Source organism: Pseudomonas sp. UBA4194 (assembly GCF_002379585.1).
In the GTDB taxonomy this organism is placed as follows: domain Bacteria; phylum Pseudomonadota; class Gammaproteobacteria; order Pseudomonadales; family Pseudomonadaceae; genus Aquipseudomonas.
The window spans coordinates 11,781-37,131 of the sequence record NZ_DFUE01000085.1; the positions used below are offsets into that span (position 1 = coordinate 11,781).

The 25,351-nt window shown below is 61.8% G+C and carries 20 protein-coding genes; 10 read left to right on the forward strand and 10 right to left on the reverse strand.

Annotated features, from left to right (window positions below; genetic code table 11):
• Window positions 1-206: 206 nt before the first annotated feature.
• The 5 genes from B3397_RS20700 to B3397_RS20720 all read right to left on the reverse strand — a co-directional run bounded on the left by B3397_RS20700 (window position 207) and on the right by B3397_RS20720 (window position 8,139).
• Complete coding sequence (locus tag B3397_RS20700) at window positions 207-1,706, reverse strand: GGDEF domain-containing protein (protein ID WP_296253641.1); 1,500 nt, start codon at window positions 1,704-1,706, stop codon at window positions 207-209.
• 150 nt (window positions 1,707-1,856) lie between these two features.
• Window positions 1,857-3,239 (reverse strand): heavy metal sensor histidine kinase, encoded by a 1,383-nt coding sequence (locus B3397_RS20705; RefSeq protein WP_296253642.1) that lies wholly within the window; start codon window positions 3,237-3,239, stop codon window positions 1,857-1,859.
• On the reverse strand, window positions 3,211-3,888 hold the full coding sequence (locus B3397_RS20710; protein WP_296253643.1) for a heavy metal response regulator transcription factor: 678 nt from the start codon (window positions 3,886-3,888) through the stop codon (window positions 3,211-3,213). Before B3397_RS20710 ends, B3397_RS20705 begins: the two co-directional genes overlap by 29 nt.
• Before the next feature lie 10 nt (window positions 3,889-3,898).
• On the reverse strand, window positions 3,899-6,994 hold the full coding sequence (locus B3397_RS20715; RefSeq protein WP_296253644.1) for a multidrug efflux RND transporter permease subunit: 3,096 nt from the start codon (window positions 6,992-6,994) through the stop codon (window positions 3,899-3,901).
• Entirely contained in the window at window positions 6,991-8,139 is a 1,149-nt protein-coding gene (locus tag B3397_RS20720) for an efflux RND transporter periplasmic adaptor subunit (RefSeq protein ID WP_296253645.1), read from the reverse strand. The genes B3397_RS20715 and B3397_RS20720 overlap by 4 nt, the downstream gene beginning before the upstream one ends.
• A 336-nt stretch (window positions 8,140-8,475) precedes the next feature.
• Between B3397_RS20720 and B3397_RS20725 the strand changes: the two genes are divergently transcribed.
• Window positions 8,476-8,757 (forward strand): hypothetical protein, encoded by a 282-nt coding sequence (locus B3397_RS20725; RefSeq protein WP_296253646.1) that lies wholly within the window; start codon window positions 8,476-8,478, stop codon window positions 8,755-8,757.
• 16 nt (window positions 8,758-8,773) lie between these two features.
• Here the strand turns inward: B3397_RS20725 and B3397_RS20730 are convergent, their stop codons facing one another.
• The 3 genes from B3397_RS20730 to norR form a co-directional block, all read right to left on the reverse strand.
• Entirely contained in the window at window positions 8,774-9,088 is a 315-nt protein-coding gene (locus B3397_RS20730) for a hypothetical protein (RefSeq protein ID WP_296253647.1), read from the reverse strand.
• A gap of 50 nt (window positions 9,089-9,138) precedes the next feature.
• Entirely contained in the window at window positions 9,139-10,038 is a 900-nt protein-coding gene (locus tag B3397_RS20735) for a chemotaxis protein (RefSeq protein ID WP_296253648.1), read from the reverse strand.
• Window positions 10,039-10,131: 93 nt separating this feature from the next.
• Window positions 10,132-11,679, reverse strand: a complete 1,548-nt coding sequence (norR, locus tag B3397_RS20740) for a nitric oxide reductase transcriptional regulator NorR (protein ID WP_296253649.1) — start codon at window positions 11,677-11,679, stop codon at window positions 10,132-10,134.
• Window positions 11,680-11,820: 141 nt separating this feature from the next.
• Between norR and hmpA the strand changes: the two genes are divergently transcribed.
• The 7 genes from hmpA (at window position 11,821) to cyoE (ending at window position 19,193) form a co-directional block, all read left to right on the forward strand.
• Complete coding sequence (gene hmpA, locus B3397_RS20745; protein WP_296253650.1) at window positions 11,821-12,990, forward strand: NO-inducible flavohemoprotein; 1,170 nt, start codon at window positions 11,821-11,823, stop codon at window positions 12,988-12,990.
• 309 nt (window positions 12,991-13,299) lie between these two features.
• Window positions 13,300-13,818 (forward strand): disulfide bond formation protein B, encoded by a 519-nt coding sequence (locus tag B3397_RS20750; protein WP_296253651.1) that lies wholly within the window; start codon window positions 13,300-13,302, stop codon window positions 13,816-13,818.
• A 552-nt stretch (window positions 13,819-14,370) separates the two neighbouring features.
• Complete coding sequence (gene cyoA / locus B3397_RS20755) at window positions 14,371-15,309, forward strand: ubiquinol oxidase subunit II (protein WP_296253652.1); 939 nt, start codon at window positions 14,371-14,373, stop codon at window positions 15,307-15,309.
• 3 nt (window positions 15,310-15,312) lie between these two features.
• Window positions 15,313-17,328: a cytochrome o ubiquinol oxidase subunit I gene (gene cyoB / locus B3397_RS20760; RefSeq protein ID WP_296253653.1), complete on the forward strand. Its 2,016-nt coding sequence runs from the start codon at window positions 15,313-15,315 to the stop codon at window positions 17,326-17,328.
• A gap of 3 nt (window positions 17,329-17,331) precedes the next feature.
• Window positions 17,332-17,961 (forward strand): cytochrome o ubiquinol oxidase subunit III, encoded by a 630-nt coding sequence (locus B3397_RS20765; protein WP_296253654.1) that lies wholly within the window; start codon window positions 17,332-17,334, stop codon window positions 17,959-17,961.
• Complete coding sequence (gene cyoD / locus B3397_RS20770) at window positions 17,962-18,294, forward strand: cytochrome o ubiquinol oxidase subunit IV (protein WP_296253655.1); 333 nt, start codon at window positions 17,962-17,964, stop codon at window positions 18,292-18,294.
• Between the two features lie 11 nt (window positions 18,295-18,305).
• The gene (cyoE, locus tag B3397_RS20775; protein WP_296253656.1) at window positions 18,306-19,193 is read left to right on the forward strand and encodes a heme o synthase; all 888 of its coding nucleotides are present in this window, start codon (window positions 18,306-18,308) and stop codon (window positions 19,191-19,193) included.
• A 95-nt stretch (window positions 19,194-19,288) separates the two neighbouring features.
• On the opposite strand, the gene B3397_RS20780 is transcribed toward cyoE, so the two are convergent.
• A complete protein-coding gene (locus B3397_RS20780; RefSeq protein WP_296253657.1) occupies window positions 19,289-23,086 on the reverse strand; it encodes a dermonecrotic toxin domain-containing protein in 3,798 nt (1,265 codons plus the stop codon).
• 215 nt (window positions 23,087-23,301) lie between these two features.
• On the opposite strand from B3397_RS20780, the gene B3397_RS22620 reads away from it, so the two are divergent.
• Both B3397_RS22620 and B3397_RS20785 read left to right on the forward strand, forming a co-directional pair.
• Window positions 23,302-23,631 carry a DUF4258 domain-containing protein gene (locus tag B3397_RS22620; RefSeq protein WP_414704418.1) on the forward strand — a complete coding sequence of 110 codons (330 nt, stop codon included), beginning with the start codon at window positions 23,302-23,304 and terminating at the stop codon, window positions 23,629-23,631.
• Window positions 23,631-24,068 (forward strand): transcriptional regulator, encoded by a 438-nt coding sequence (locus B3397_RS20785; RefSeq protein WP_296253658.1) that lies wholly within the window; start codon window positions 23,631-23,633, stop codon window positions 24,066-24,068. The genes B3397_RS22620 and B3397_RS20785 overlap by 1 nt, the downstream gene beginning before the upstream one ends.
• Before the next feature lie 36 nt (window positions 24,069-24,104).
• Here B3397_RS20785 and alaC read toward each other — a convergent pair whose 3' ends face one another.
• On the reverse strand, window positions 24,105-25,307 hold the full coding sequence (alaC, locus tag B3397_RS20790; protein ID WP_296253722.1) for an alanine transaminase: 1,203 nt from the start codon (window positions 25,305-25,307) through the stop codon (window positions 24,105-24,107).
• Window positions 25,308-25,351 lie beyond the last annotated feature (44 nt).

Consider the following 25,351-nt stretch of genomic DNA (forward strand, 5'->3'; position numbering starts at 1 on the left):
GTCTGGGAGCAACGGTGGTGAGTAGCACAATGTGGGAGCGGGTTCTACCCGCGATGGCGGCCGACGATCCCCCCTCGCTCTCAGGCCCAACCCTGTGGGAGCGGGTTCTACCCGCGATGGCGGCCGACGATCCCCCCTCGCTCTCAGGCCCAACCCCTGTGGGAGCGGGTTCTACCCGCGATGGCGGCCGACCTGCCAACACATACCTAACGGCCAGGCTCGTCAAACCCCACCCGATTGCGCCCCTCGCTTTTGGCCCGGTACAGCGCCTGATCCGCCGCACTCATCAGCATCTGCGGGGTAAACCCGCTCACTACCGGGTGCGCGCTGACACCAATACTGACCGTCGTAGGCCGTGTGTCACCGGCAAACGGCGGCAAGGCCTCCACGCCGTGGCGGATGGTCTCGGCGATGATCAGCGCGCCGTTGAGATCGGTTGCCGGCAGCACCACCAGAAACTCCTCGCCGCCATACCGCGCCGCCAAATCGCCGGGGCGGCGAATGCTCTGCTCGATGGTGCGCGCGACATCACGCAGCACCTGGTCGCCACCGGCATGGCCATGGCGTTCGTTGAATGCCTTGAAATGATCGACGTCGATCATCAGCACCGCCAACGGCTTGCCCTCGCGTTGGGCGCGGGCCCATTCGTTGCTCAGCGTCAGATCCAGGCGCCGACGGTTGGCCAGTCCGGTCAGGCTGTCGGTGGCGGCCAATGCGGCCAGGCTCTGCTCGGCCCCGCGGCGCAGGCGCAGCTCACGGCCCAACAGCCGGCTGAGCCAGAGAATGCCAATGCACAACAAGCCCGTCGCCACGCTCACCAGCATCGCGGTACGCCACCAGGAGGCATACACCGCGTCGGTAGAGAGCGCCACCACCACGATCAGCGGCAGGTCGCCCACTTTCGTGAAGGTATACAGCCGGGTCTTGCCGGTCAGCGCCGAAATCTCGGCAAAGTGGCCGCTGCTTTCGCGCACCATGCGCTGGAAATTCGGCGTCTGGCTGAAATCACGGCCGATGCTCGGCTGCCCTGGGGATTCGGTCTGGCGGGCGAGCAGGATTCCGCTGTCGCTGATCAGGCTGACGTTACTGTCCTGGCCAATGCGTAAGCGGTTGAACAATTCGTCGAAATACGAAAGCCGCAGCGCCCCGGTGGCCATTCCCCGAAATTCACCGCCGGGCCCGGAAATCCGCCGGCTGAAACTGATGCACCAGCCCAGGCCGCCGAGACTGTCCATGAACGGTTTGCTGATCACCAGCCCCTGATCCTGCGCCTTGAGCGAAATGAAGCTTTGCCATGTGGTGAAGGAGGCCTGACGCGGGGGCGTGACGATGGAGTCGGCAACGATCCGGCCTTGCTCATCGATCCACAGCAGATCCCCCAGCAGCGGCGCGGTAATGGCGCGGTCGAACAGCAGGCGGCGCTGCAGCGCATTGGGCAAGTCATTCAGGGCAGGGTTTTCGATCGCATCGATCATGCCTTGCAACGCCTGATCGTAGAGCCGCGCATTGCGCAGCACATCGGTATCGATCAGTTGCACGATATTGTTGGCCGCTGTAACCGCAGCGTTTTCGGCGCTGCTTTTCTCGCGCATCAACAAGAAGGTGACGATGGTGACGATGGTGATCACAGCCGCGAAGCTGCCCCATTGCAGAGCCTTTTCCGAGCTGGCAGGAGGGCGGATGGCGGGGGCGCGGGAAGTTGTCAAGGGAGCATCGACGCGAATGAGAGTCCGAAAAGGGGCGTCATTCTAGGAGTAATGAAGTGGGGCGGACAAGCAAACGGGCGTTTCAATGATCGCGAGGGGCCAGTATGCCCAGCTTCGCCGCTTCCACGCCGCTTCCACAGAATGTGCTGATCAGACCGGCAGACGAATGCCAAACGTGTTGCTGCCCGCGCGACTATGGGCAAACACCTGGCCGCCGTGCATCGATGCAATGGCCTTGACGATCGCCAGGCCCAGGCCATGATTGGCGCCGCTGTTGCTGCGCGATGCATCCACACGGTAAAAGCGCTCGAACAGCTTGGGCAGGTGTTCGGTGGCGATCGGCGGGCCGGGGTTGCTGACTGCGATGCTGACCTGCTCGTCCCTGCTGTCGATGCGCACCTCGATCACCTGGCCCTGGCTGCTGTGCTGCACGGCATTGTTGATCAGGTTGATCAGCGCGCGGCGCAGGTAGGCCTTCTCGATCCGCGCCTGGGCATCGCCCTCTACCCGGACCTGCACCTGAGCGTCCTCGAGAATGAAATCCAGGTAGTCCAGGGTGGTGGCCACCTCATCGGCCAGAGAACTGACCGGCAAGCGTGTGGCCTTGCTGCCCTGATCGGCGCTGGCCAGAAACAGCATGTCGTTGACGATGCTGCGCAGCCGCTCCAGCTCTTCGAGGTTCGATTGCAGCACTTCGAAGTAATGCTCGGCCGAACGCCCGCGGGTCAGGGCGACCTGGGTCTGGCCGATCAGGTTGGTCAACGGCGAGCGCAGCTCGTGGGCCACATCGGCATTGAACGACTCCAGCTGCGAGTAGGCCTGATCGACCCGCTCCAAGGTCGAGTTGAACGCGTTGACGAACTGGTTCAACTCCGGCGGCAATGGCGACAAGCGCAGGCGGCCCGACAACTTGGGCGGCGCCAGCTTCTGCGCTTCACTGGACAGCTCCACCAGTGGCTTGAGCCCCACCCGTGCCGCCCAGTAGCCCAGCACCGAGGCCAACAGCACGCCCAACCCGGCGAAACCGACCAAAGCCATCAGCAAGGTGTGCTGGGTTTGCCAGAAGGTTTGCGTGTCGATGGCCATCATGAAGCGCAGCGCCGGGCGCTGCTCGCGGGCGGGCAGTTCGCTGACCAGTACCTTCATCGGATACGGCTGACCGGGTAGCTGCAGATCACGGCGGCCTTCCGGGCCTTGGGAAAACGCCCGCAGCTGGGCGTCGGGCTGGCCGTAGGCGTAGGTGGGGTCCGGGCTCACTACCCAGAAACGAATGCGCCGATCTTCTTCGCTGAGCAGGTCCAGCTTGTTGCGAATGCGGTTCCAGTGCTCGGGATTGCCATAGCGGTTCAGGGCCGACTCGAGCACGCTGTAGCGCGCATCCAGTTCTGCCTCCGGCAGCAGGCCAAGACTCTTGTCCACCTGACGGTACAACGCCCAGCCGATCAGCATGAACACCAGCAGCGCCACCAGGGTGAACAACGCGCTGAGGCGCAGGGCGATGGAGTCACGCGATGCGGCGGCTTTCCAGGACATAGCCCATGCCTCGTATGGTGTGCAGCAGCTTCTCTTCGAACGGTCCGTCGAGCTTGGCGCGCAGGCGCTTGATGGCCACCTCGACAACGTTGACGTCGCTGTCGAAATTGATGTCCCAGACCAGTTCGGCAATCGCCGTCTTGGACAGAATCTCACCTTGGCGGCGAGCCAGCACGGTGAGCAGGGAGAACTCCTTGGCGGTCAGTTCCAGGCGTTGGCCGGCACGGCTGGCCTTGCGGCTGAGCAAATCTATCCACAGGTCGGCGATGCTGATCTGGACCGGCTCCTGGCTACTGGTACGGCGGGTCAGGGCTTGCAGGCGGGCCACCAGTTCGAGAAACGAAAAGGGTTTGCCCAGGTAGTCGTCGGCGCCCTCACGCAGGCCGCGAACGCGGTCTTCCACCCGCTCGCGGGCGGTGAGCATGATCACCGGCGTCTGCTTGCGAGCACGCAGGGCGCGCAGCACCCCATAGCCGTCCAGGCCAGGCAGCATGACATCGAGCACGATCACCGCGTACTCGGTTTCCAGGCCCATGTGCAGCCCTTCGATGCCGTCGCTGGCGACATCCACGGTGAAGCCTTGCTCGCTCAACCCCTTGCGCAGGTAGTCGGCGGTCTTGTCTTCATCTTCGATAATCAGCACGCGCATGGGGCGGTCCTCAATGGCTGGCCGGCAGCGCTGGCGTACCGGAGGCCTGGCGACCGTGGAACAGCCGCTCCAGCTGCAAGTATATGACCGGTGTGGTGAACAGCGTCAGCACCTGGCTCACCAGCAGGCCGCCGACCACGGCAATGCCCAGTGGCTGGCGCAGCTCGGCCCCAGCACCGTAGCCGAACATCAAGGGCAGCGCCCCGAGCAGGGCGGCCAGGGTGGTCATGATGATCGGGCGAAAGCGCGTCAGGCAGGCCTTGTGAATGGCTTCGCGGGGCGACAGGCCCTCCACGCGCTGGGCGTGCAGGGCGAAATCGATCATCAGAATGCCGTTTTTCTTGACGATGCCGATCAGCAATACCAGCCCGATCAGGCCCATGATGGAAAAATCCTGGCCCCAGAGCCACAACAACAGCAAGGCGCCGATGCCTGCCGAAGGCAGCGTGGAAATGATGGTCAGGGGGTGTACGAAGCTCTCGTAGAGCACACCCAGAATGATGTACACCGCCACCAGTGCCGCCAGGATCAACCAGGGCTGGCTGGCCAGGGAGCTTTGGAAGGCCTGGGCGGCGCCTTGAAAGGTGCCGATGATCGAGCTCGGCATGCCCAGTTCGGCCTTGGTCCGGTCGAGGATGCCCACCGCGTCGCCTAGCGCCACACCGGGAGCCAGGTTGAACGACAGGTTGGCGGCCGGGAACAGGCCATCGTGGCTGATGGACAATGGCCCCTGGCTGGGCGCCTGAACCTTGGCCAGTGCCGACAGCGGCACCATTTCCTGGGTGAGCGGCGAGCGCAGATAGAAGTAGTTCAGGCTTTCGGCCTTGCCGCGTTGCTGCGCGTTGAGCTCCAGAATCACCTTGTACTGGTTGGTGTCGGTCTGGAATTCGCTGATCTGGCGCTGGCCAAAGGCATCGTACAAGGCTTGATCGACATCGCTGGTGGTCAGGCCGAAACGCGCCGCGGCGATACGGTCGATGGTAACGCGCGTGACGCTGCCACCCAGTTGCAGATCGTTGGACAGGTCGCGAAACGCCGGGTTGGCGCGCAGCCGCTCGGTCAGGCGCTGGGTCCACAGGTTGAGCGCCTGGCCATCGTTGCTCTTGAGCACATACTGATACTGGCTGCGACTGGGGCCGGCGCTGAGGTTGATGTCCTGACCGGCGCGCAGGTACAGCACGATGCCAGGCACCTTGGCCAGTTCTGGCCGTAGCCGGTCGATCAGTTGGCTGGCGCTGACATCGCGTTCGCTCTGATCCTTGAGGCCAATCCAGAAGCGCCCGGTGGCAATGGTCTGGTTGCTGCCCGTCACCCCGACAGCATGAGAGAAGGCCCGTACCGCAGGCTCGGCCTCCACGATTCGGGCCAGCGCCAGGTGCTTGTCGAGCATGTCTTTATAGGAGATATCCGCAGCCGCTTCGGTGGTGCCAAGGACGAAGCCGGTATCCTGGACCGGGAAAAAGCCTTTGGGAATGATCACGTAGCCAACCCCGGCCATGGCCACGGTCAGAAAGAAAACGCTCAGGGTGATGCGTTGATGGGCGAGGGCCCGCACCAGCCCGCGGTCGTACCAGGCCACCAGGCGGTCGCCGAAACCGGGTGTGTCGTTGTGCTTGGGCTTGCGCATGAACAAGGCGCAGAGGGTCGGCGCCAGGGTCAGCGACACCACGACGGATATCAGGATGGTCGCCGTTGCCGTCAGGGCGAATTCCTTGAACAACCGGCCGACCACACCGCCCATGAACAACAGCGGGATGAACGCGGCGATCAGGGAAAAGCTGATCGACACCACGGTGAAGCCGATCTCGCTGGCGCCCTTGACCGCGGCCTCACGCATGCCGTCGCCGGCTTCCAGATGACGATGGATGTTCTCCACCACCACGATGGCGTCGTCCACCACAAAACCCACCGCGATCACGATTGCCACCAGGGTCAGGTTGTTCAGGCTGAAGCCCAGCGCGTACATCACCGCGAAGCTGGCGATCAGCGACACCCCCAGCACGCTGGAGACGATCAGCGTTGCCGACAGCTGACGCAGGAACAGCGCCATGACCGCGACCACCAGCAACACGGCGATGCCCAGGGTCAGTTCCACTTCATGCAGGGAGGCGCGAATGGTCTTGGTGCGGTCCATCAGCACCGTCACTTCGACCGAGGCGGGGAGCATTTCCTGCAGGCGCGGCAACGCCTCGAAAATGCGATCCACGGTGTCGACGATATTGGCGCCGGGCTGGCGGAAGATGGTCAGGTTCAAACCCGGCTGGTTGCCCGACCAGGTTTGCACGTAGGCGTTTTCGGCGCCCTTGACGACCGTGGCCACATCCTTGAGCTGGACCGGTGCGCCGTCGCGGTAGGCGACGATCAGCTGCGCGTATTCGTCGGCTTCGAAGAGTTGATCGTTGGTGGCCAGGGTGGACACACTGGCATCGCCGTACAGCGCGCCTTTGGCCAGGTTCAGGCTGGTCTGCTGAATGGCCCCGCGCAGGTCGGCGAGCGTCAGTCCCAGGGCAGCCAGCTTTTCCGGTGCGGCCTGCACGCGGATGGCAGGACGCTGCTGGCCGGTGATATTGACCTGGCCCACACCCTCGATCTGGCTCAGTTGCCTGGCCAGCAGGGTTTCGGTGAAGTCGCTCAATTCATTGGTGGGCATCTGCGCCGAGCTGACGGTCAGAATCAGTACCGGGCTGTCACCCGGATTGACCTTGCGCCAGGTGGGCAGGTTGGGCATGTCCTGGGGCAGCCGGCCGGCGGCGGTGTTGATGGCGGCCTGCACTTCCTGAGCGGCGGTGTCGATGCTCTTGTCCAGGCTGAATTGCAGAATCAGGTTGGTCGATCCCAGGGCACTGCTGGATGTCATCTGGGTCATGCCGGGAATGGCGCTGAACTGCACCTCCAGCGGCGTGGCTACCGACGAAGCCATGGTTTCGGGGCTGGCGCCGGGCAGTTGAGCATTGACCTGGATGGTCGGGAAGTCGGCCTCGGGCAAGGGCGCCACCGGCAGGCGAGTGAACGCCAGTGCACCGAGTAGCACCAGCGCCAGCGTCAGCAGTACCGTGGCGATGGGGTGATCGATGCACCACGCCGATACCGAGCGGTCGCCGGTCATGGCTGCACCGTGGCGGCAGCCGGGGCATCGCTGAGCACCTCCACGGGGGCGCCGGGTTTGAGCCGCGACTGGCCGTCGCTGACCAGCACGTCACCGGCAGCAACGCCGCTGATCAGGTTCTGGGTCGTGTTCTGGTACAGCATCTTCACCGGCACCTGTTCGACCTTGGCGTCTTTGACCCGGTACACGAAATAACCGTCGAGCCCGCGCTGTACCACTTGCAGCGGCACCACCAGGACGTTGCGTTCCACGGCAATCTGGATACCGATGCTCACCAGTTGCCCTGGCCACAGCGTGTGCCCCGCATTGGCGAACTCGGCCTTGGCGCGGATGGTGCCGGTGTTGGCGGCGACCTGATTGTCGAGCAGGGTCAGATGACCCTCGCCCAGCAGCGTGCCGGACTCGGCGTCGCCGTTGATGAAGGCCCGCACCGCAGCCGGCTGGGGGGCGTCGAGCAAGGCCTGGAGAGTCGCCAGGTCTTGTTGGGGCAGGGAAAACTCCACCGCGATGGGATCGATCTGGGTCACGGTGAACAGGCCTTCGGCGTCGCTGACCCGAAGGAAATTACCGGCATCGACGTTGCGAATGCCGACCCGGCCCGTGACCGGGGAACGAATCTGGGTATAGGACAGCTGCACCTGGGCGGAGGCGATGGCCGCCTGGTTACCCTGCAGCGTCGCTTTCAGCTGGTCGACCAACGCCTGTTGTTCATCCAGCAGTTGCCGCGAGATCCCGTTGTCGCGGCTCAGGTCCTTATAGCGTTTGAGGTTGACCCCGGCCACTTGCAACTGCGCCCGGCTCTGGCTGGCCTGCGCATTCGCCTGGTCGAGGCTGGCGCGAATGCCGCGATCGTCGATGGTCGCCAGCAGGTCACCCTTGTTGACCCATTGGCCTTCCCTCACGGCCAGGCGCGTGAGGATGCCATCGACCTGGGGGCGGATGGCGACGCTGTGCAGCGACAGCACCGAACCGATGCCGCTCAGGTAACGCGGTACATCGGCCTGGACCACCTCCACCACCCGCACCGGGACCGCAACGACGCCAGCCGCCCTGGTTTTACCGGGACGATTCCACAGCCAGAAAGCGGCTGCCAGAAGGATCATGGCCAGGCACACCAACACGACATTTCGAGTTGCTTTGCGCATGCGATTCGGACGCCAGAACAAGGAATTGAGGGGATGGCAGTTTGACTCTGTCGTTATACGTTGCCAAGCCGGACACGAAGCTGACGGCTGGCTGACACCGCCGTCAGAAACCTGCGCACACAGACTAAACGGTGCGGAAGAATTGTGACCGCGAGATTCAGTAACACCTTGGCGGCGTGATGAGAATCATCCGAGTGTCATTGGCCGTGTTTCCTACGCAACTAATCGCAGAGTCCTACAAGCGCTGCTGATTTACCTGATGGCAATCCCACGATGATGTCCAGAGACTTGCCTGCCTATAACAACTCGATAAATGAGGGAAGGTCAGTGATCTATATGGATTGTCTGAAGTATGGCAAGGGATTGCTGCTCGCGAGCTTGATCCCCACTTCGCTCCTGATCCTGCTCACCTGTTCGCTGCCTCCGGACGCCAAATGCTGGGCTTTCCATCTGATCGTGGCCGTCGGCAGCCTGCTGGTGCTGTCGAGCAAATTGCTGTGGTTGCGGGTGCTGATCATTGCCAGCTTCATCATCAAGTTCGCGTTGGTCGAAAGTCTGGACGAACGTGCGGGCAGCATGCCCGTGGTGAGCATGCTGTACGCTTTCATTCTGCTCTGAACCGCTGTCGACCTCTTTACTTGCCCTGAACCGAATCCCACTCCGTCACGAAGGCACTGCGTTTGTTCTTGTCGTACAGGCACAGTTCGGCACCGGGCTGGTTCTTCATGTGCGGCTGTGGATAACGACCCTGGATCAGCAGCGCGGTGTAACCCACGCGGTCATCGAATTGAGCGAGCTTGCTGGCCACCCGGGCCTGCTTCAGGGTGGTGGCCTTCAGGCAACTGGCGGTCACGCGCTTGTCGTACTCGGCCCAGGCATCGCTGGTGGCTGCCATGGTCTGGGTGCTCAAGGCAGCCAGGACCAGTACAAGGATCAGGGGCGCTTTCATGTTTGCAGGTCCGTCTCTGTTGGATTCGGCCCTATTATGCCTGATCGACCTCAATGCGCCTGATTGGCGACGAATCGCGCGGCGGTCACCAGGCAGCCGGTGAGCTCGGGCGAGGAAAACTTGGTCAGCACTGCATTGGCCCCGGCCAGGCGGGCTTTCTCGCTGTTCATGGTGCTGTCCAGCGAGGTGTGCAGCAGCACATACAGGTCCTTGAAATCCGGGGTCTCGCGCAATGTGCGGGTAAGGGCATAGCCGTCCATTTCGGACATTTCGATGTCCGATACCAGCACGTTGATCTGGCCCGGGGTGCCTTGCAGTTCCAGCAGGCAGTCGATGGCCTCCCGTGCGCTGCGCGCAGTGCGACACTCGATGCCCAGGTTGCGCAGGGTCAGCAGGGACTGCTGCAACGCCACCTGGCTGTCGTCCACCACCAGGATGTTGGCACGGGCCAGCAGTTGCGCGTCCGCTTCGTCCAGTTGCGAGCTCACGGCCTCGACGCGCATCGGGGTGATGCCGTGAATCACCTTTTCGATGTCCAGCACCTGCACCAGCGCGCCGTCGACCTGGGTCACCCCGGTAATGAAGGACTTGGCTCCGGCGCCGTAGGGTGGCGGGCGGATGTCAGTGGTCAGGCAGTGAACGATCTTGCTCACCGCCTGCACATGCAGGCCCTGCTTGGAACGGCTGACATCGGTCACGATCAGGCAACCGCCGCTGGGATCGAGCAGGGGTTGTTCACCGATGGCCCGGCTCAGATCGATCACCGACAACGCGGCGCCGCGCAGGGTGGCCACGCCTTTGACGTGTGGGTGCGATTCCGGGAGGCGGGTCAGGGCAGGGCAGGGGATGATTTCGCTGACCTTGAGCAGGTTGATTGCCATCAGCTTGCCGCTGCGCAAGGTGAACAGCAGCAGCGAGAGAGAGTCTGCGCGAGCGTTTTGGGATGCCATGAGGACCTTCTGTGTCGGGCCGATGCGGGCGGCCGTGGCCGCTGCGCAAGTTCGTTGCCGGGTTATCGACCTCGGCGCGCCAGGCTTTAAGGATTACTTCAAGCCCAGACGTTTGGCCAGACGACCGAGGTTGGCGCGGTCCAGCCCCAGTTCTCGTGCGGCGCTGGCCCAATTGTGCCGATGACGGAGCAGGCAGGCCTCGATCAGCTGGCGTTGATGGGCGTCCATGGCCTGGCGCATATCGAGCCGAGCGACGGGCAGCGTTGTGGCTGGCCCCTGGTCGTCAGCCAGGTCGGCAGGCGCGATGAGGTCCAGATCGCGGGCGTCCAGGGTCAGGATGCGAGGCTTGTGCCGGTGTTGGCCCAAGGCTCTGAGCGCCGACCGGCCAATCAGATGCTCGAGTTCCCGGACATTGCCTGGCCAGGGGTAGGCCAAAAGTGCCGCCTGGGCGTCGGGGCTCAGACGCAGGCTGTCCAGGCCCATGCGCGAGCGGTTTTGCTCCAGGAAATAACCGCTGAGCAACAGCACGTCGGCGCCGCGTTCCCTCAGCGCCGGTACCCGCAAGGGGTAGACGCTCAATCGATGGTAGAAATCGGCGCGGTAGCGGCCGGCCTGGACTTCATCGGCAAGGTCGCGGTTGCTCGCGGCGATTACGCGAACGTCCACCTGGTGTTCCCGGTCCGAGCCCAGACGCTGCAAATGGCCACTCTGCAAAACCCTGAGCAGCTTGGCCTGCACGGTCAAGGACAACTCACCCACCTCATCCAGAAACAGCGTGCCGCCGTTGGCCATCTCGAACTTGCCACGGCGCTCGCCGGTGGCGCCGGTGAAGGCGCCTTTGACGTGTCCAAACAGCTCGCTCTCCACCAGGGTTTCCGGCAGGGCGGCGCAGTTCAAACTCACCAGTGGCTTATGTGCCCTGGCCGACGCTTGATGAATCGCCTGGGCCACCAGTTCCTTGCCGACCCCGGTTTCGCCGGTGATCAACACGGTCAGATCGCTGCTGCCCACCAGCCGGATTTCGTCGAGCAAGTGGCGCAGGGGCGCGCTCTGGCCGATCATTTCCTTGGGTTGCTGGCCACTGGCCAAGCGATAGGCTTCGGCCCGGGCACGTTCATCCTGGGCATCGCGGGCCAGGCGATCGATCCGCTCGGCCACGGTGACCGTCGCCGCTGCGAGGCTGGCGAAGGCCTGCAGGGCGTCCAGTTCGATTCGGTCGAAGCGTTCGGGATCGAGCGCGTCCAGGGTCAGCAAGCCCCAGGGCTGTTCGTCCACGAACAGCGGGCAACCCAGGCAGTCGTGCACTTGCAGGTGTTCATGCAGGCCTTCGACCAGGCCGTCGTAGGGGTCGGGCAACGGGCTGTCACTGTCGAAGCGGGTGGGGCCAGGATTGGCCAGCAGGATGGCGAAGCGCGGATGTTCGCTGACCTTGAAGCGGCGACCGAGGGTATCCACGCTCAGACCGTCGACGGCCAGGGGCACCAGGCATTGGTCATCCAGGCGCAGCAGGGCAGCTGCATCACAGGGTAGCAATGCGCGCAGGGCTTCGAGCAGGCGGCGATAGCGTTCGGCCTCGGGCAAGTCGCGAGACAGATCAGAAACCAGGGGCAACAGTGCTTTGAGCAACGGGGTTGTAGTCATAAAGACTCCTGCGTGTCATTGGGACTATGCTCGCTGCGAGTCATTTTGACAATAATCCTCATAACCTGATGTTTTCGCTAGAAAAATTATGTGGCACGAAAACTGGACTGTCATGGCAGCTCATCTACGGAGAAGATTGCCATGCTTAGCCCAGAACATCGTGCCATCGTTAAAGCCACCGTTCCGCTGCTTGAAAGCGGCGGCGAATCCCTGACGACTCATTTCTATAAAATGCTCCTCGACGAACACCCGGAGGTGCGCCCGCTGTTCAACCAGGCGCACCAAGCCAGCGGCGCCCAGCCACGGGCCCTGGCCAATGGGGTACTGATGTACGCCCGCCATATCGATCAACTGGAACAATTGGGCGGCCTGGTGACGCAGATCATCAACAAGCATGTGGCCTTGCAGATCCAGCCCGAGCATTACCCGATCGTGGGAGCATGCCTGTTGCGCGCCATCGAACAGGTGCTGGGCGAGGACGTCGCCACACCGGCAGTGATCGACGCCTGGGGGGCAGCCTACGGCCAACTGGCCGACATTCTGATCGGCGCCGAATCTGCGCTGTATCGGAGCAAGGCGCAGGCGCCTGGTGGTTGGGTCGGCGCGCGGCCGTTTCGCCTGGCACGCAAGCAGGCCGAGAGCGCCGAAGTGGTGTCGTTGTATTTCGAACCCGTCGACGGGCAGGCGACCCTTCAGGCCGAACCGGGTCAGTACATCGGGCTGCGCCTCTATATAGACGGGCAGGAACATCGGCGCAATTATTCGCTGTCGGCGCTCTCGCGGTCCGGTTTCTACCGCATCAGCGTCAAGCGCGAGCCCGGTGGAGTGGTATCGAACTTCCTGCACGAGGGGCTCGATCCTGGCGCCACGGTCGAGCTGTTCCCACCATCGGGCGAGTTCACCCTGAGCGCCAGCAACAAACCACTGGTGTTGATCAGTGGCGGCGTCGGTATCACGCCCACGCTGGCGATGCTTGAGGCAGCCTTGCCCAGCGGTCGCCCGGTGCACTTTATCCACAGCGCACGCAGCGCTGAGGTTCAGGCGTTCGGTGCATGGCTGGAGGAAGTGGTGGCGAGCCATCCGCAGGTCAAGCGGTTCATCTGTTACGAGCAGGGGGAGGGCGGCGACGCACTCGGGCGGTTGGACCGCGAGCTGCTGGAACGTTGGTTGCCGGCGGATCGCGATGTGGATGCGTATTTCCTGGGGCCCAAGGGGTTCATGGCCATGGTCGATGGCCACCTGCGCGACATGGGCGTGCCGGATGGGCAGCGTCGGTACGAGTTCTTCGGACCGGCGTCGGCGTTGGTGTAGGGGCGTGGGAGCGGCGGTGCGGCCTTCGCGGCTGTACGCCGCTCCTACAGGGGGGGGGTGTGGGCGTGGATTCTGGTGTGGCTGGTGCGTGACCCTGTAGGAGCGGCGTGCAGCCGCGAAGGCGTCGGCAGATGCACCGGAGATCCATCGTTAACGCCCCTTTAATCGGCTCCCCATTAGCCTTGGCCCACCGCCAGGCTGTCCGCTGCCGATTTCCAGATTTATCCTACATTCCACCGTCCAACCCAGCGTGTAGACTGGCACCCATCGAACCAAGTCTGTTCAAAGCCTGTATAGGGAAAAGCCGCAATGACCGTTGCAACCCGTGAAACCAACCTGCCCCTGAATCGCGAACGTCGTTTCCTCGTGCTGCTGGGCGTGATCTGCCTGGCGCTGATCGGCGGTGCCCTGTACATGCAGATTGTCCTCGGCGAGGCGCCGTGCCCGCTGTGCATCCTGCAACGCTACGCCCTACTGTTCATCGCGCTGTTCGCTTTCATCGGCGCCGCCATGCGTGGGCGCAAGAGCCTGACCTTCTTCGAAGTCCTGGTAGTGCTGAGCGCCGTCGCTGGCATCGCCGCGGCGGGCCACCATGTGTATACCCTGGCCAACCCTTCGGTAAGCTGCGGTATAGACACGCTGCAACCCATCGTCGACGGCCTGCCCCTGGCCGATCTGATGCCCACGGTGTTTCAGGTCCAGGGATTCTGCTCCACCCCGTACCCGCCCGTGCTGGGATTGTCCCTGGCGCAGTGGGCACTGGTAGCTTTTGTTTTGACGGCTATCCTTGTGCCCTTGGGTATTTACCGCAACCGCCGTCGGGGCTAATCACAATTCGTGCCTGACTCCGATTCCCCGTCGATCGAGTAACGGACAAAATGCGGCAACTTGTCACCGTTGAAATTGCGCGGCCCTTGTAAACATGGGGCCGCAGCGCGGTTTTACGGGGTGCGACATCGTGTCGCAAGGCTTTGAATGTGCGTCGGATTGTTGCATAATTTGGAAATACCTGTTGCCGGATTAGTCATAGTCAATGGGGAATAGGCTCACTACAATCGCGGCAATTTCAGCGGGTAGCACTTGAAAGACGGCGCTACAGGCGATGAAAAATCATCGCGTTTGGCCTTCTTCAGAACCACTGGTGCTGCCCGAGTGAACCCTTTCATGATTTCTCCACACTCAAGGGAATGAGTCTGCAGACAGGCATCAGCCTGCGGAAATCAGAATAGAAGTACCGCTCCAGACAGGTCTTGCCCATCGCAGCAGCTGCGTTACCGGCATGCCCGTATTCAATCCCGATAAATGCTGGCGCTTGGCAGGACGAAGTGTTGGCTACCAAAACACAATTGCATTGAAGCAAGCTGCTCTAGAGGTCGTGAGATGAGTAAAAAGCGTTACCCCAGACTGTTTGGCATACTGCCCTTTTTAGGCATGCTTTTTCTCGGGGGGTGCAAATGGACCCTCATCGACTCGAAAGGGCAAGTGGGCATCGATGAACGCAACCTGATCTACATCTCCACCGCGCTGATGCTGCTGGTGGTGATCCCGGTCATCGTGATGACGTTCGTGTTCGCCTGGAAATACCGTGCCTCGAACAAGGACGCCACCTACAAACCTGAGTGGGCTCACTCCACCAAGATCGAAATGGTGGTGTGGGGTATCCCGCTGCTGATCATCATCGCGTTGGGCTACGTCACCTACGTGTCGACCCATCACCTGGATCCGTACCGTCCGCTGGACTCCGAGCACAAGCCGGTCACCATCCAGGTCGTTGCGCTGGACTGGAAGTGGCTGTTCATCTATCCGGAACAAGGCATTGCCACGGTCAACAAGATCGTCTTCCCGGCCAATGTCCCGGTCAACTTCCGCATCACTTCCGATTCGGTGATGAACTCCTTCTTCATCCCGCAACTGGGCGGCCAGATCTACGCCATGGCCGGCATGCAAACCCAGCTGCACCTGATCGCCAACGAAAACGGCGAGTTCGACGGTATCTCCGCGAACTACAGCGGTGCAGGCTTTACCGGCATGAAGTTCAAAGCAGTCGCGACATCCCAGGCCGATTTCGATGCATGGGTAAGTGAAGTAAAAGGCGCACCTAAGCAGCTCGACGCAGCTACTTATGAAGCGCTGGCCAAACCTAGCGAGAAAAACCCGGTCGAGCTCTATTCCTCGTACGCCCCGAACCTGTTCCAGACCATCATCGACAAGTATGAAGGCATGAACCCAGGCAAAGGCGTCTCCCACGAGGGTAAAGAGACAGCCTCGATGGAAGGGATGGACATGGGCAAGAATTCAGCTGCTGGGGCAGAGGAGTAAAAGATGTTCGGTAAATTAAGTCTGGAAGCGGTGCCCTTCCACGAGCCGATAGTGATGGTGACACTCGCCGTCGTTGCGCTGCTCGGGGCGGTGGTGTTCGGTCTCATCACGTACTACAAGAAGTGGACTTACCTGTGGACTGAGTGGTTCACGTCGGTCGACCACAAGAAAATCGGTGTCATGTACATCGCCGTTGCCATCATCATGCTGCTGCGTGGTTTTGCCGACGCCATCATGATGCGTTCGCAGCTTGCGGTCGCCACGGGCGGTTCTACCGGCTTCCTGCCGCCGGAACACTATGACCAGATCTTCACCGCCCACGGTGTGATCATGATCATCTTCATGGCCATGCCATTCATGATCGGTCTGATGAACATTGTCGTGCCGCTGCAGATCGGTGCGCGCGACGTGGCCTTCCCGTTCCTGAACTCGGTCAGCTTCTGGCTGTTCGTGGTCGGCGTGCTGCTGGTCAACATCTCCCTGGGTGTCGGCGAATTCGCCAAGACCGGCTGGGTGGCGTATCCGCCGCTAGCGGGGTTGCAATACAGTCCGGGGGTAGGTGTTGACTACTACATCTGGGCACTGCAGATATCGGGCTTGGGTACCTTGCTGACGGGCGTGAACTTCATCGTCACCATCCTGAAGATGCGTGCGCCTGGCATGACCCTGATGAAAATGCCGGTGTTCACCTGGAACTGCCTGTGCACCGCGGTACTGATCGCTGCTTCCTTCCCGATCCTCACCGCTGTTCTGTTCATGCTGACCCTTGACCGTTATCTGGGCTTCCACTTCTTCACCAACGAGCTTGGTGGGAACCCGATGATGTACGTCAACCTGTTCTGGGCCTGGGGCCACCCTGAGGTTTACATCCTGATCCTGCCGGCATTCGGCGTGTTCTCGGAAGTCACCTCCACGTTCTGTAAGAAGCGCCTGTTCGGTTACGTCTCACTGGTATGGGCGACCATCGCCATTACCGTACTGTCGTTCGTGGTTTGGCTGCACCACTTCTTCACCATGGGTTCGGGGGCCAACGTCAACGCCTTCTTCGGCATCATGACGATGGTCATTGCGATTCCGACCGGTGTGAAAATCTTCACCTGGCTGTTCACCATGTACCGCGGCCGGATCGAGTTCACCTCGCCCATGCTGTGGACCATCGGCTTCATCGTGACCTTCAGCATCGGCGGCATGACCGGCGTACTGCTGGCGGTACCAGGCGCCGACTTCGTGCTGCACAACAGCCTGTTCCTGATCGCTCACTTCCACAACGTGATCATCGGTGGTGCGGTGTTCGGTTACCTGGCAGGTTTCGCCTTCTGGTTCCCGAAAGCCTTCGGCTTCAAACTCAACGAGCGTCTGGGCAAGTACTCGTTCTGGTGCTGGCTGGTCGGTTTCTACCTGGCCTTCATGCCGCTGTACGTGTTGGGCTTCATGGGTATGACCCGTCGCCTGAACCACACCGACAACCCAGAGTGGACGCCTTGGCTGTACGTGGCTTTCGTCGGCGCGCTGTTCGTCGCCGCCGGTATCTTCTTCCAGCTGCTGCAACTCTATGTATCGATCCGCGACCGTCACAAGAATCAGGACGTCTCGGGCGACCCATGGGATGGCCGTACCCTGGAGTGGTCGACTTCGTCGCCACCACCGTTCTACAACTTCGCCGAGCAGCCTGTGGTCGCCGACCTCGATGCTTACTGGGGTATGAAAGAGCGTGGTGAAGCCACCGCCAATACCGCTGACTACAAGCAGATCCACATGCCACGCAACACCGGCATGGGCGTGATCATGGCCTTCTTCGGTCTGATCCTGGGCTTTGCCGCCATCTGGCACATCTGGTGGGCGGCTGCCATCGGTCTGGCCGGTATGGTCATCACTTTGATCGTGCGCAGCTACGACGACGACATCGACTATTACGTCCCGGCTGAAGAAGTCGCTCGTATCGAAGGTGAACGCATGGCTCGCCTGGCAAACGCTGCACGAGTTGATTCTCGTCTGAACTCCACGGTGGAGAAGGCTTAAACAATGTCAAACGCAACCTTGAACGCGGAAGTCGCGCACCAGCACGAGCACGGTCACGACGATCATGATCATCATGATGCCGGGGGCATGACTGTCTTCGGTTTCTGGATCTACCTGATGACCGACTGCATTCTGTTCGCGTCGATCTTCGCCGCTTACGCAGTGCTGGTTAACAACGTCGCCGGTGGCCCGTCGGGCCACGACATCTTCGAGCTGCCCTTCGTGGCAGCCGAGACGGCCTTGCTGCTGTTCAGCTCCATCACCTATGGCTTTGCCATGCTGGCGCTGCACGCAGACAACAAGAGCGGCGTACTGAAGTGGCTGTTCGTGACTTTCCTGCTCGGCGCTGGCTTCATCGCCATGGAAATCTACGAATTCCACAAACTGATCGAAGAGGGCTTCGGCCCGCAGCGCAGTGGTTTCCTGACCGGGTTCTTCACCCTGGTCGGTACCCACGGTCTGCACGTGACCAGCGGCCTGATCTGGATGGCCGTACTGATCGCACAGATCAAATCCAAAGGCCTGACCGCTACCAACAACACCCGCATGAGCTGCCTGAGCCTGTTCTGGCACTTCCTGGACGTGGTCTGGATCTGCGTGTTCACCGTTGTCTACCTGATGGGAGCTCTGTAAATGGCAAACCCCCATACCACTTCCGCTGGTAGCAGCCACGGCAGCCACAAGTCGTACATGATCGGTTTCGTGCTGTCGGTGATCCTGACCGCGATTCCTTTCGGCCTGGTGATGTTCCCGACCCTGTCCAAGGAAGCCACCCTGTGGATCGTGATGATCTTCGCCGTGGTTCAGGTACTGGTTCACCTGGTGTACTTCCTGCACCTGGACCGCACCTCCGAGCAACGCTGGAACGTGATTGCCTTCGTCTTCTCGGCGTTGATCATTGCGTTCCTGGTGGGCCTGTCGCTGTGGATCATGTTCAGCATCCATCACTTCATGATGGCGAAGTGAGGAAAACCTGCATGTCCGTTAAGCACTTTATCCAAATCACCAAACCGGGGATCATTTTCGGTAACGTGCTTTCCGTGGCAGGCGGTTTCTTCCTGGCCTCGCAGGGGCATGTGGACTTTGCCCTTTTCCTGGCCACGGTGATCGGTACTTCGCTGGTGGTGGCGTCCGGTTGTGCATTCAACAACTGCATCGACCGTGACATCGACGTCAAGATGGAACGTACCAAGAACCGTGCGCTGGTACAGGGGCAGATCTCGGTGAAGGTCGCACTGGCCTTCGCCACCGTACTGGGCGTCGTCGGCCTGGCCATGCTGTACAAGCTGGCCAACCCGCTGGCGGCCCTGGGCGGGCTGATCGGCTTCATCATCTATGTAGGTTTCTACAGCCTGTATCTGAAGCGTAAATCGGTACACGGTACCCTGGTTGGCAGCCTGTCCGGTGCCATGCCTCCGGTGATCGGCTATGTAGCGGTAAGCAACACCTTCGATCTGGCGGCGTTGACCCTCCTGGTGATGTTCAGTCTTTGGCAGATGCCGCATTCCTATGCCATTGCGATCTTTCGCTTCAACGACTACCTGGCCGCTTCGATTCCGGTGTTGCCGGTCAAGCGCGGCATCGTGGTGGCCAAGAAGCACATCCTGCTCTACATCCTGGCGTTCCTGTTGGCGACCCTGATGCTCACGCTCGGCGGTTACGCCGGCATGAGTTACCTGGCGGTAGCGGCGGCGATGGGTATGTACTGGCTGTACATGGCCTGGACCGGTTACAAGGCTGTGGATGATCGAGTCTGGGCGCGCAAGCTGTTCGTGTTCTCGATCTTCACCATCACCGCATTGAGCGTGATGATGTCCCTGGACTTCAAGGCGCCGACGGAGTTGTTGCTCACCTACGCGCGTTGATCCATCGGGTGCCAACAAAAACGCCCCAGGCTGAACAAGCCTGGGGCGTTTTTGTTTTTACAGTGCCAAGCCGCATGGGCGGGGCCTGCCCGCTGCTACGGGTCAATAGTGGGCTGGTTGGAAAATGGCGGGCTGGCCAGGGTGCCGTCCGGGTTGACATCCAAAGCCACCGTCTCGGTGGCGGGCAGCTGTGCTATCAGCCGGTCATACTCCGCCAAGGTGTGGTCTCCCTCATGGGTGCGGGCCTCCAGGGCCCCCAGCTCCTTGCCAAAGCGCCGATCCAAGTGGTCGATCCGCGCCGCGCGGGTGCCGGTGGTGTCGACCAGCCAGATACGCTCGGCGGGCAGTCCGCCGTCCGGCCGGGGGCCGCCCAACACTGAAATGTGCACTTCGGCAGCTACCTCGAACCCGCCGGTGGTGGAGTTATAGGGGTTGAGCACGAAGTTGTCCGCGATAGGTACGGTTTCCAGCCCTCGCGTATCGAACAGGTACACGAAGCCATCCTGCTGTTCGAGGCGCATCGCTTCAGTGTCCGATAGCGAGTCAGGGCTGGCGGAGCCGCCGGGGCTGCCACTGCCCTCATCCAAGGAACGAGCACCGGCGGGCAGCAGATCGGTCTGATAGTTGTAGGCCAGATCCTCGGCTTGCAGATGCCGGGAATAGTGCAAGGCATCTTGATAATTCAAACTGCCAACCACCGGCCGATGGCTGGTGAACTGAATGGGGTGGCTGCCCAGGCGGGTCAGTAGCCCGTCATCGCGGGCCAGCTCGAACGGTGTCCGCGAATCCCCGCGCATCACCGCTGGCAGGTCGGTGCGATAGAACGCGTGTTGGCTGTTCAACCGGTAGCCGCGGCTCAGGGCATAGTCGTGCAGAAAACGTGTGCTGAAATTGGCCACCGCGCGCCGTGCCTCCGGCGTTATGGGCTGGCGCCCGGAACGTCGCAGTGCCTCGATGACGGCATCACTCAAGCGCCGCAGCTCGTCGAAACGCGCAGGATTGTTGGGGTTCATCGACCGCTTGCGGTAGTCCGCAGCCCAATCCGGCACCCGTGGCTTGAGCCGCACATCCGCTGCCAGACGATCGCGCAATGCCTTGGGCATGTTGAAGCTGCGCAGCAGATGCTCGATGGTCGCCTTGCTCTGGCGCGGCGCCACTCGGCGCAGGGCGTTGAGGGTGTCGATATCCTTGATGGCGTCTTCGCCAGAGTTGGCGTCCCACAGATTGTCTCGCCGCGTTGGTGCGCCGCCTGGCAGGCGGTCGACCCAATGCTGGCGCCATTGTCCGCCGGCATCGCGCTGTATTGGCTGACCGAGAGAGCCGTGGGGATTGCGTGGGTTGAGTACGTACCAGGCATCGTTATGCGGCTGGCGCCGAGCCTCGTAGTGACGACCGCCTTGCTCCACAAACAATTGCGGTGGGCTGCCGTCGGTGGGCTGGCTCTGCCACAACCCTTCGTAGCCAGGATCGGTACGTGGGCGCAAACCCTTGGGTGGCTTGACAGCGTAGCGGCCATCGAGCCCGGTCAGCGTGGGTCCGGGGCGGGCGCCGGTGCTGAATACTTTGCTGCCGGCCAAGTCCGAGGACGCGTCCGTGAGATGAGCGATCGCACCCATGAAATAGGCGAGCGCCGCGTCGCGGTCCTGCGCGTTGAGGGCCTGCAGTCCCTTGCCGATAGACCACAGGCTGCGAGTCAACGCCAACGGGATCAACACCTTCACCGGCAGCACGGCGGTGATGACGTCCAATGCCAGGAGCATCACGGTGAAGGCATTGCTCACGTTGGTGTCGTGGGTTGATGTGGCCAGTGCTCGGGCGTTGAGCAGCGCCGCCTCCACCTGCGCCTGGTATTCGGCAACCGCCGGTTCGCGGCCCAGATGTTTGAGCGTGAACCAGTGCGGGCTGCCGGTGCCGAGCCGCTTCTGGGTATCGGCCTGATGCGGGTGGGGTACCCGAGCCACCAGATCCCGGCGCATGTCCGGTTCGGCCAGCGCTGCGTGCAACGCGGCAGCGTTGGAATACTCGTGGAAGCGTCGTCCACTTGCGGCGTCGGGACAGTAGAGCAGGTAATAGCGGAGGTCTGCAGGCGCAATGATCCATAGCCGGCAGCAAGTGACGCCGTCAATCACAAGATGGTGAGCCTGCAAGGCGGTGCCGTCGAACAGCGTGTCGAGGTCGCTGTGCCGATCCGCCGTCAAATCCTTGGCCAGCTTTGCCTCAAGGGCATCCAGGCGGAACTGGGCCTGCCAGATCGCTACGAAGCGCTGCTGCCGCCATTGCCCCTGACCCGCGCCCAGCAAGGCCTGACGGACCTGCGCGACGTAGCTGTTGGCAAAGTCCAACCCACGCACATGGGCGCGCACCTGGGCGGGTGAAAGTTGCGCCAGGGTGCTGCCGGCGCGGTCGTGTACCCGGGCGGTCAACAGGTAGTCGACGTCCAGCAAGCCGACGTTCTCAAGGGCCAGTTGAGTGAGCGTACGTTGGTTGGCGGCCAAGGTAACGGCGGGCCCCGTGTGCGGACGTGCGGCATTGGCCGCGTAGCTACTGGGCGTAACGCTGGCCGGACTGCTCAGCGCTCCGGTCTGCCAGGCCGAGGTGGTGGTGATGAACACCTGATCCGGGTCCAGATCCAACCCCTGGCGTTCCTTGAGGCGAGCGCGCAATGCCTCCCAGGCGTGATCCAGCACAGTCTGGCGTTGGCCATACAGATGAATCGGCAGCAAGGCCGGATCGATGGCTGCCTGCAACGCGGCCGCCAATGCTTGCCAGGCCGTACGCCACTGCTGTTGCTGTGCGCTGTCTGCGTCGCGAAGCCAGCTGGGCAGTGCCTGAGTCCACAGCGCGGTGTTGCGGGTGGTCTGAATGCCCGATAGGTCGAAGCACTGGCTAAGGTCGCTCGCTGTTTGCCATTGGGTGGCAAGCAGCATCAGGTCGCTGGCCGAACCATCGGCCTGCGCCTGACGGCTGGCATCACGCACGTCATCGATCATTTTCTGCAACTGGCCTTCGACCAGATCATCGAACAGCGATGACTCCACCAGGCTGTACAGCGGCGTTATGGGGCTGGCGCTCAACAGCCGCCCTCGGGCTTCGTTCGGGGCGTGGTAGAGCAGGGCATCGCGCTGCGCGGACTGGCTCAGGCGTTGGCGCAGGAGGGCGTCCAGATCATCGAAATGCTCGAAAGCTTCAATACCGTGCACAGCGGTGTAAAGCACTGCGCTGCCGTCGATCCAGTCGTCTCGGGTGATGACGAACGCGGCGTGCATCGGCACATCCGGCGCGCCCTGGAGGCTGACTCGGTAGACGGTCGCCTGCTGGTGAGGGTCCAGGTGCGCACGCTGGGCCTGCCGAGGGTAGTCAAGGACCTGCTGAATCAACTGATCAGCGCCGGTCGGCAGGGTCTTGTCGTAGCGGCGCAGTGCCAACTCGGCTTTCAGCCGCTCCATGTGCAGAGCCCGCAGCTGCCGGTGGCGGGCCTGACTGGCGTCCGGCGCTGTGCCTGTCCAGTAGGCGCGTAGTTGGGTCAGGTACAGGCGCTCGAGAGCGCTGGCGCAATCCTCCAGCCATTTCTCCACCCCGACAGCGTCCAGGCCCTGGATCAGATGGCTGGCTTGGGTGTGCACAGGGTCGATGGAAAAAGTCGTGAGTGCTTGATCGAAGGTAGGCCCGCGGCCATCAGCCAGGCGCCGGGCAAGCCAGGCATAGAGAGAAACGCCTGGGGTGTCTGCGTGCACATGCACGAACACCTCACGTACGCCAATCCGTGGGGCCAGGCTGGGAAACCGCTTGAGCAGTTCCCCATCGAGTGCATCGGGTACACCGGGACGCCCATCGAGCAGGCGCAGTATTTTAGTGTTCAGGTCAGTCAACAAGGCAAAGCTGGGGGCAGTCATGGCCATCCCTCAAAAGGAAAGGCCCAGAGTCTATGTACCCGCTCGCAAGCGATTGCCTATCCTTATACCACCCGGCCCCGAGCCCTGTAGGCGCGGCGTTCAGCCGAGGAAGGTGAAGCACTGAACGCATGCGAAATGTGCTGTTACGGCGTTGAGTTGATCGAGATGTATCGCCGCTGTAGGTTGCATCAACCTATAAATACTATAGATTGTTCATGACGCCCATATTGCCTTTTCCGCTGTTGCCTCACAAGGCGCTCGAGATTGTGAGATCGCTGTCAACTCGCTCCGAACGCGTGTTCTACACCCAACACGCACGGTCCCGGATGGTCGAACGCGGAATCACCGTGCCCTGTGTCATGGGCTGCCTGGCCAAGGGCCGAATTGTGGAAGGACCCATGCTTAATCCAGGCGGAGACTGGAAAGTGACGATGTCCTGGTTTCGTGCCGGATCGCCCATACAGGTCGTAGCGGCATTGGATATCGACCAAGACGGGACATTCATCGTCGTTGTCACAACGATTCTGCGAAAAGGAACACCCTGATGCATCACTACATGGAAAGCGGCCTGCCCAACGTATGGCTGACCAACGGTTTCGTAGTGAAACAAACCTCTCATGGCGAGGCGGTTGCCATTACCGATGTCCTCAGCTTGCACGATGTAATTGGCAAGGCGGTGGCACAGAAACCCGCCGCGCTCACAGGAGCCGAGTTCAGATTTCTGCGCAAGGAACTGGGGCTTTCGCAGGACAGCTTAGGCAAGATCATCGGCTTAAGCGGTCAGGCCATAGCGATCTGGGAAAAAACCGACCACATACCTTTGGTGAACGACCGATATCTGCGTGGGTTGTACCTGGAAACGAAAACCGGAGCGGCATCGTTGGCATCGACGATCGAATCGCTGAACGAGCTCGATCACCATCTCTACGCGCTGAACATGGAGTTCCAGGGCCATTGGAAAGCGGGTCGGCAGCAAGCCTGACCCGTTCAGCCCAAATCCCTCCGAACCGCGCAGGCGTCAGCTGGTTTTATCGGCGCGGAACATCTGGCGGATGCCGCGCACGGCCTGGCGGATGCGGTCCTGGTTTTCGATCAGGGCGAAGCGTACATGGTCGTCGCCGTAGTCACCGAAGCCGATGCCCGGGGACACACACACCTTGGCTTCGGCCAGCAACTTCTTGGCGAACTCCAGCGAGCCCAGGTGCGCGTACTGATCGGGGATCTTAGCCCACACGTACATCGAGGCCTTGGGGTTTTCCACCATCCAGCCCAGTTCATGCAGGCCCTTGACCAGTACGTTGCGGCGCTGGCGGTACTGCTCGGCGATGTCCTTGACGCATTGCTGGTCGCCTTCCAGAGCGGCGATGGCCGCCACCTGCAAGGGCGTGAACGTGCCGTAGTCGTGGTAGCTCTTGATCCGTGCCAGCGCGCTGACGAGCTCGGCATTGCCAACCATGAAACCGATCCGCCAGCCTGCCATGTTGTAGCTCTTGGACAGGGTGAAGAACTCCACCGCGATGTCCTTGGCGCCCGGCACCTGCATGATCGACGGGGCCTTCCAGCCGTCGTAGACGATGTCGGCGTAGGCCAGGTCGTGCACCACCAGCACGTCATAACGCTTGGCCAAGGCCACCACACGTTCGAAGAAATCCAGCTCCACGCACTGCGCGGTGGGGTTTGAGGGGAAGCCCAGGATCATCATCTTCGGCTTGGGAATGGATTCGCGAATGGCCCGTTCCAGCTCGTTGAAGAAGTCCACACCCGGTACCAGCGGCACCGAGCGCACCTGGGCGCCGGCGATTACCGCGCCGTAGATGTGGATGGGGTAGCTGGGGTTGGGCACCAGCACGGTATCGCCCTGATCCAGGGTCGCCAGCATCAAGTGCGCCAGGCCTTCCTTGGAGCCAATGGTGACGATGGCTTCTTCCTCGGGGTCGATATCGACCTCGTAGCGATCCTTGTACCAGCGCGAGATGGCGCGGCGCAGGCGCGGAATGCCACGGGAGGTGGAGTAGCCGTGGGTGTCTTCGCGCTGGGCGACAGTGACCAGCTTGTCGACGATGTGCGACGGCGTGGCGCCATCGGGGTTACCCATACTCAGGTCGATGATGTCTTCGCCGCGCCGACGCGCAGCCATCTTCAACTCGGCAGTGATATTGAACACATAGGGGGGGAGACGATCGATGCGCGCAAAGCGACGCGGGCGAACAGGTTCGGCCATGACTTCCTCGAATACGTAAGCGCCCGGAACCGTCCGAGCGACGT

Excerpts from the sequence above, each read along its gene's own strand:
- B3397_RS20705 (WP_296253642.1), bottom strand. The coding sequence starts at position 3,239 with ATGTCCTGGAAAGCCGCCGCATCGCGTGACTCCATCGCCCTGCGCCTC.
- B3397_RS20710 (WP_296253643.1), bottom strand. The coding sequence starts at position 3,888 with ATGCGCGTGCTGATTATCGAAGATGAAGACAAGACCGCCGACTACCTG.
- B3397_RS20715 (WP_296253644.1), bottom strand. The coding sequence starts at position 6,994 with ATGACCGGCGACCGCTCGGTATCGGCGTGGTGCATCGATCACCCCATC.
- B3397_RS20720 (WP_296253645.1), bottom strand. The coding sequence starts at position 8,139 with ATGCGCAAAGCAACTCGAAATGTCGTGTTGGTGTGCCTGGCCATGATC.
- B3397_RS20725 (WP_296253646.1), top strand. The coding sequence starts at position 8,476 with ATGGATTGTCTGAAGTATGGCAAGGGATTGCTGCTCGCGAGCTTGATC.
- B3397_RS20730 (WP_296253647.1), bottom strand. The coding sequence starts at position 9,088 with ATGAAAGCGCCCCTGATCCTTGTACTGGTCCTGGCTGCCTTGAGCACC.
- B3397_RS20735 (WP_296253648.1), bottom strand. The coding sequence starts at position 10,038 with ATGGCATCCCAAAACGCTCGCGCAGACTCTCTCTCGCTGCTGCTGTTC.
- norR (WP_296253649.1), bottom strand. The coding sequence starts at position 11,679 with ATGACTACAACCCCGTTGCTCAAAGCACTGTTGCCCCTGGTTTCTGAT.
- hmpA (WP_296253650.1), top strand. The coding sequence starts at position 11,821 with ATGCTTAGCCCAGAACATCGTGCCATCGTTAAAGCCACCGTTCCGCTG.
- B3397_RS20750 (WP_296253651.1), top strand. The coding sequence starts at position 13,300 with ATGACCGTTGCAACCCGTGAAACCAACCTGCCCCTGAATCGCGAACGT.
- cyoA (WP_296253652.1), top strand. The coding sequence starts at position 14,371 with ATGAGTAAAAAGCGTTACCCCAGACTGTTTGGCATACTGCCCTTTTTA.
- cyoB (WP_296253653.1), top strand. The coding sequence starts at position 15,313 with ATGTTCGGTAAATTAAGTCTGGAAGCGGTGCCCTTCCACGAGCCGATA.
- B3397_RS20765 (WP_296253654.1), top strand. The coding sequence starts at position 17,332 with ATGTCAAACGCAACCTTGAACGCGGAAGTCGCGCACCAGCACGAGCAC.
- cyoD (WP_296253655.1), top strand. The coding sequence starts at position 17,962 with ATGGCAAACCCCCATACCACTTCCGCTGGTAGCAGCCACGGCAGCCAC.
- cyoE (WP_296253656.1), top strand. The coding sequence starts at position 18,306 with ATGTCCGTTAAGCACTTTATCCAAATCACCAAACCGGGGATCATTTTC.
- B3397_RS20780 (WP_296253657.1), bottom strand. The coding sequence starts at position 23,086 with ATGACTGCCCCCAGCTTTGCCTTGTTGACTGACCTGAACACTAAAATA.
- B3397_RS22620 (WP_414704418.1), top strand. The coding sequence starts at position 23,302 with ATGACGCCCATATTGCCTTTTCCGCTGTTGCCTCACAAGGCGCTCGAG.
- B3397_RS20785 (WP_296253658.1), top strand. The coding sequence starts at position 23,631 with ATGCATCACTACATGGAAAGCGGCCTGCCCAACGTATGGCTGACCAAC.
- alaC (WP_296253722.1), bottom strand. The coding sequence starts at position 25,307 with ATGGCCGAACCTGTTCGCCCGCGTCGCTTTGCGCGCATCGATCGTCTC.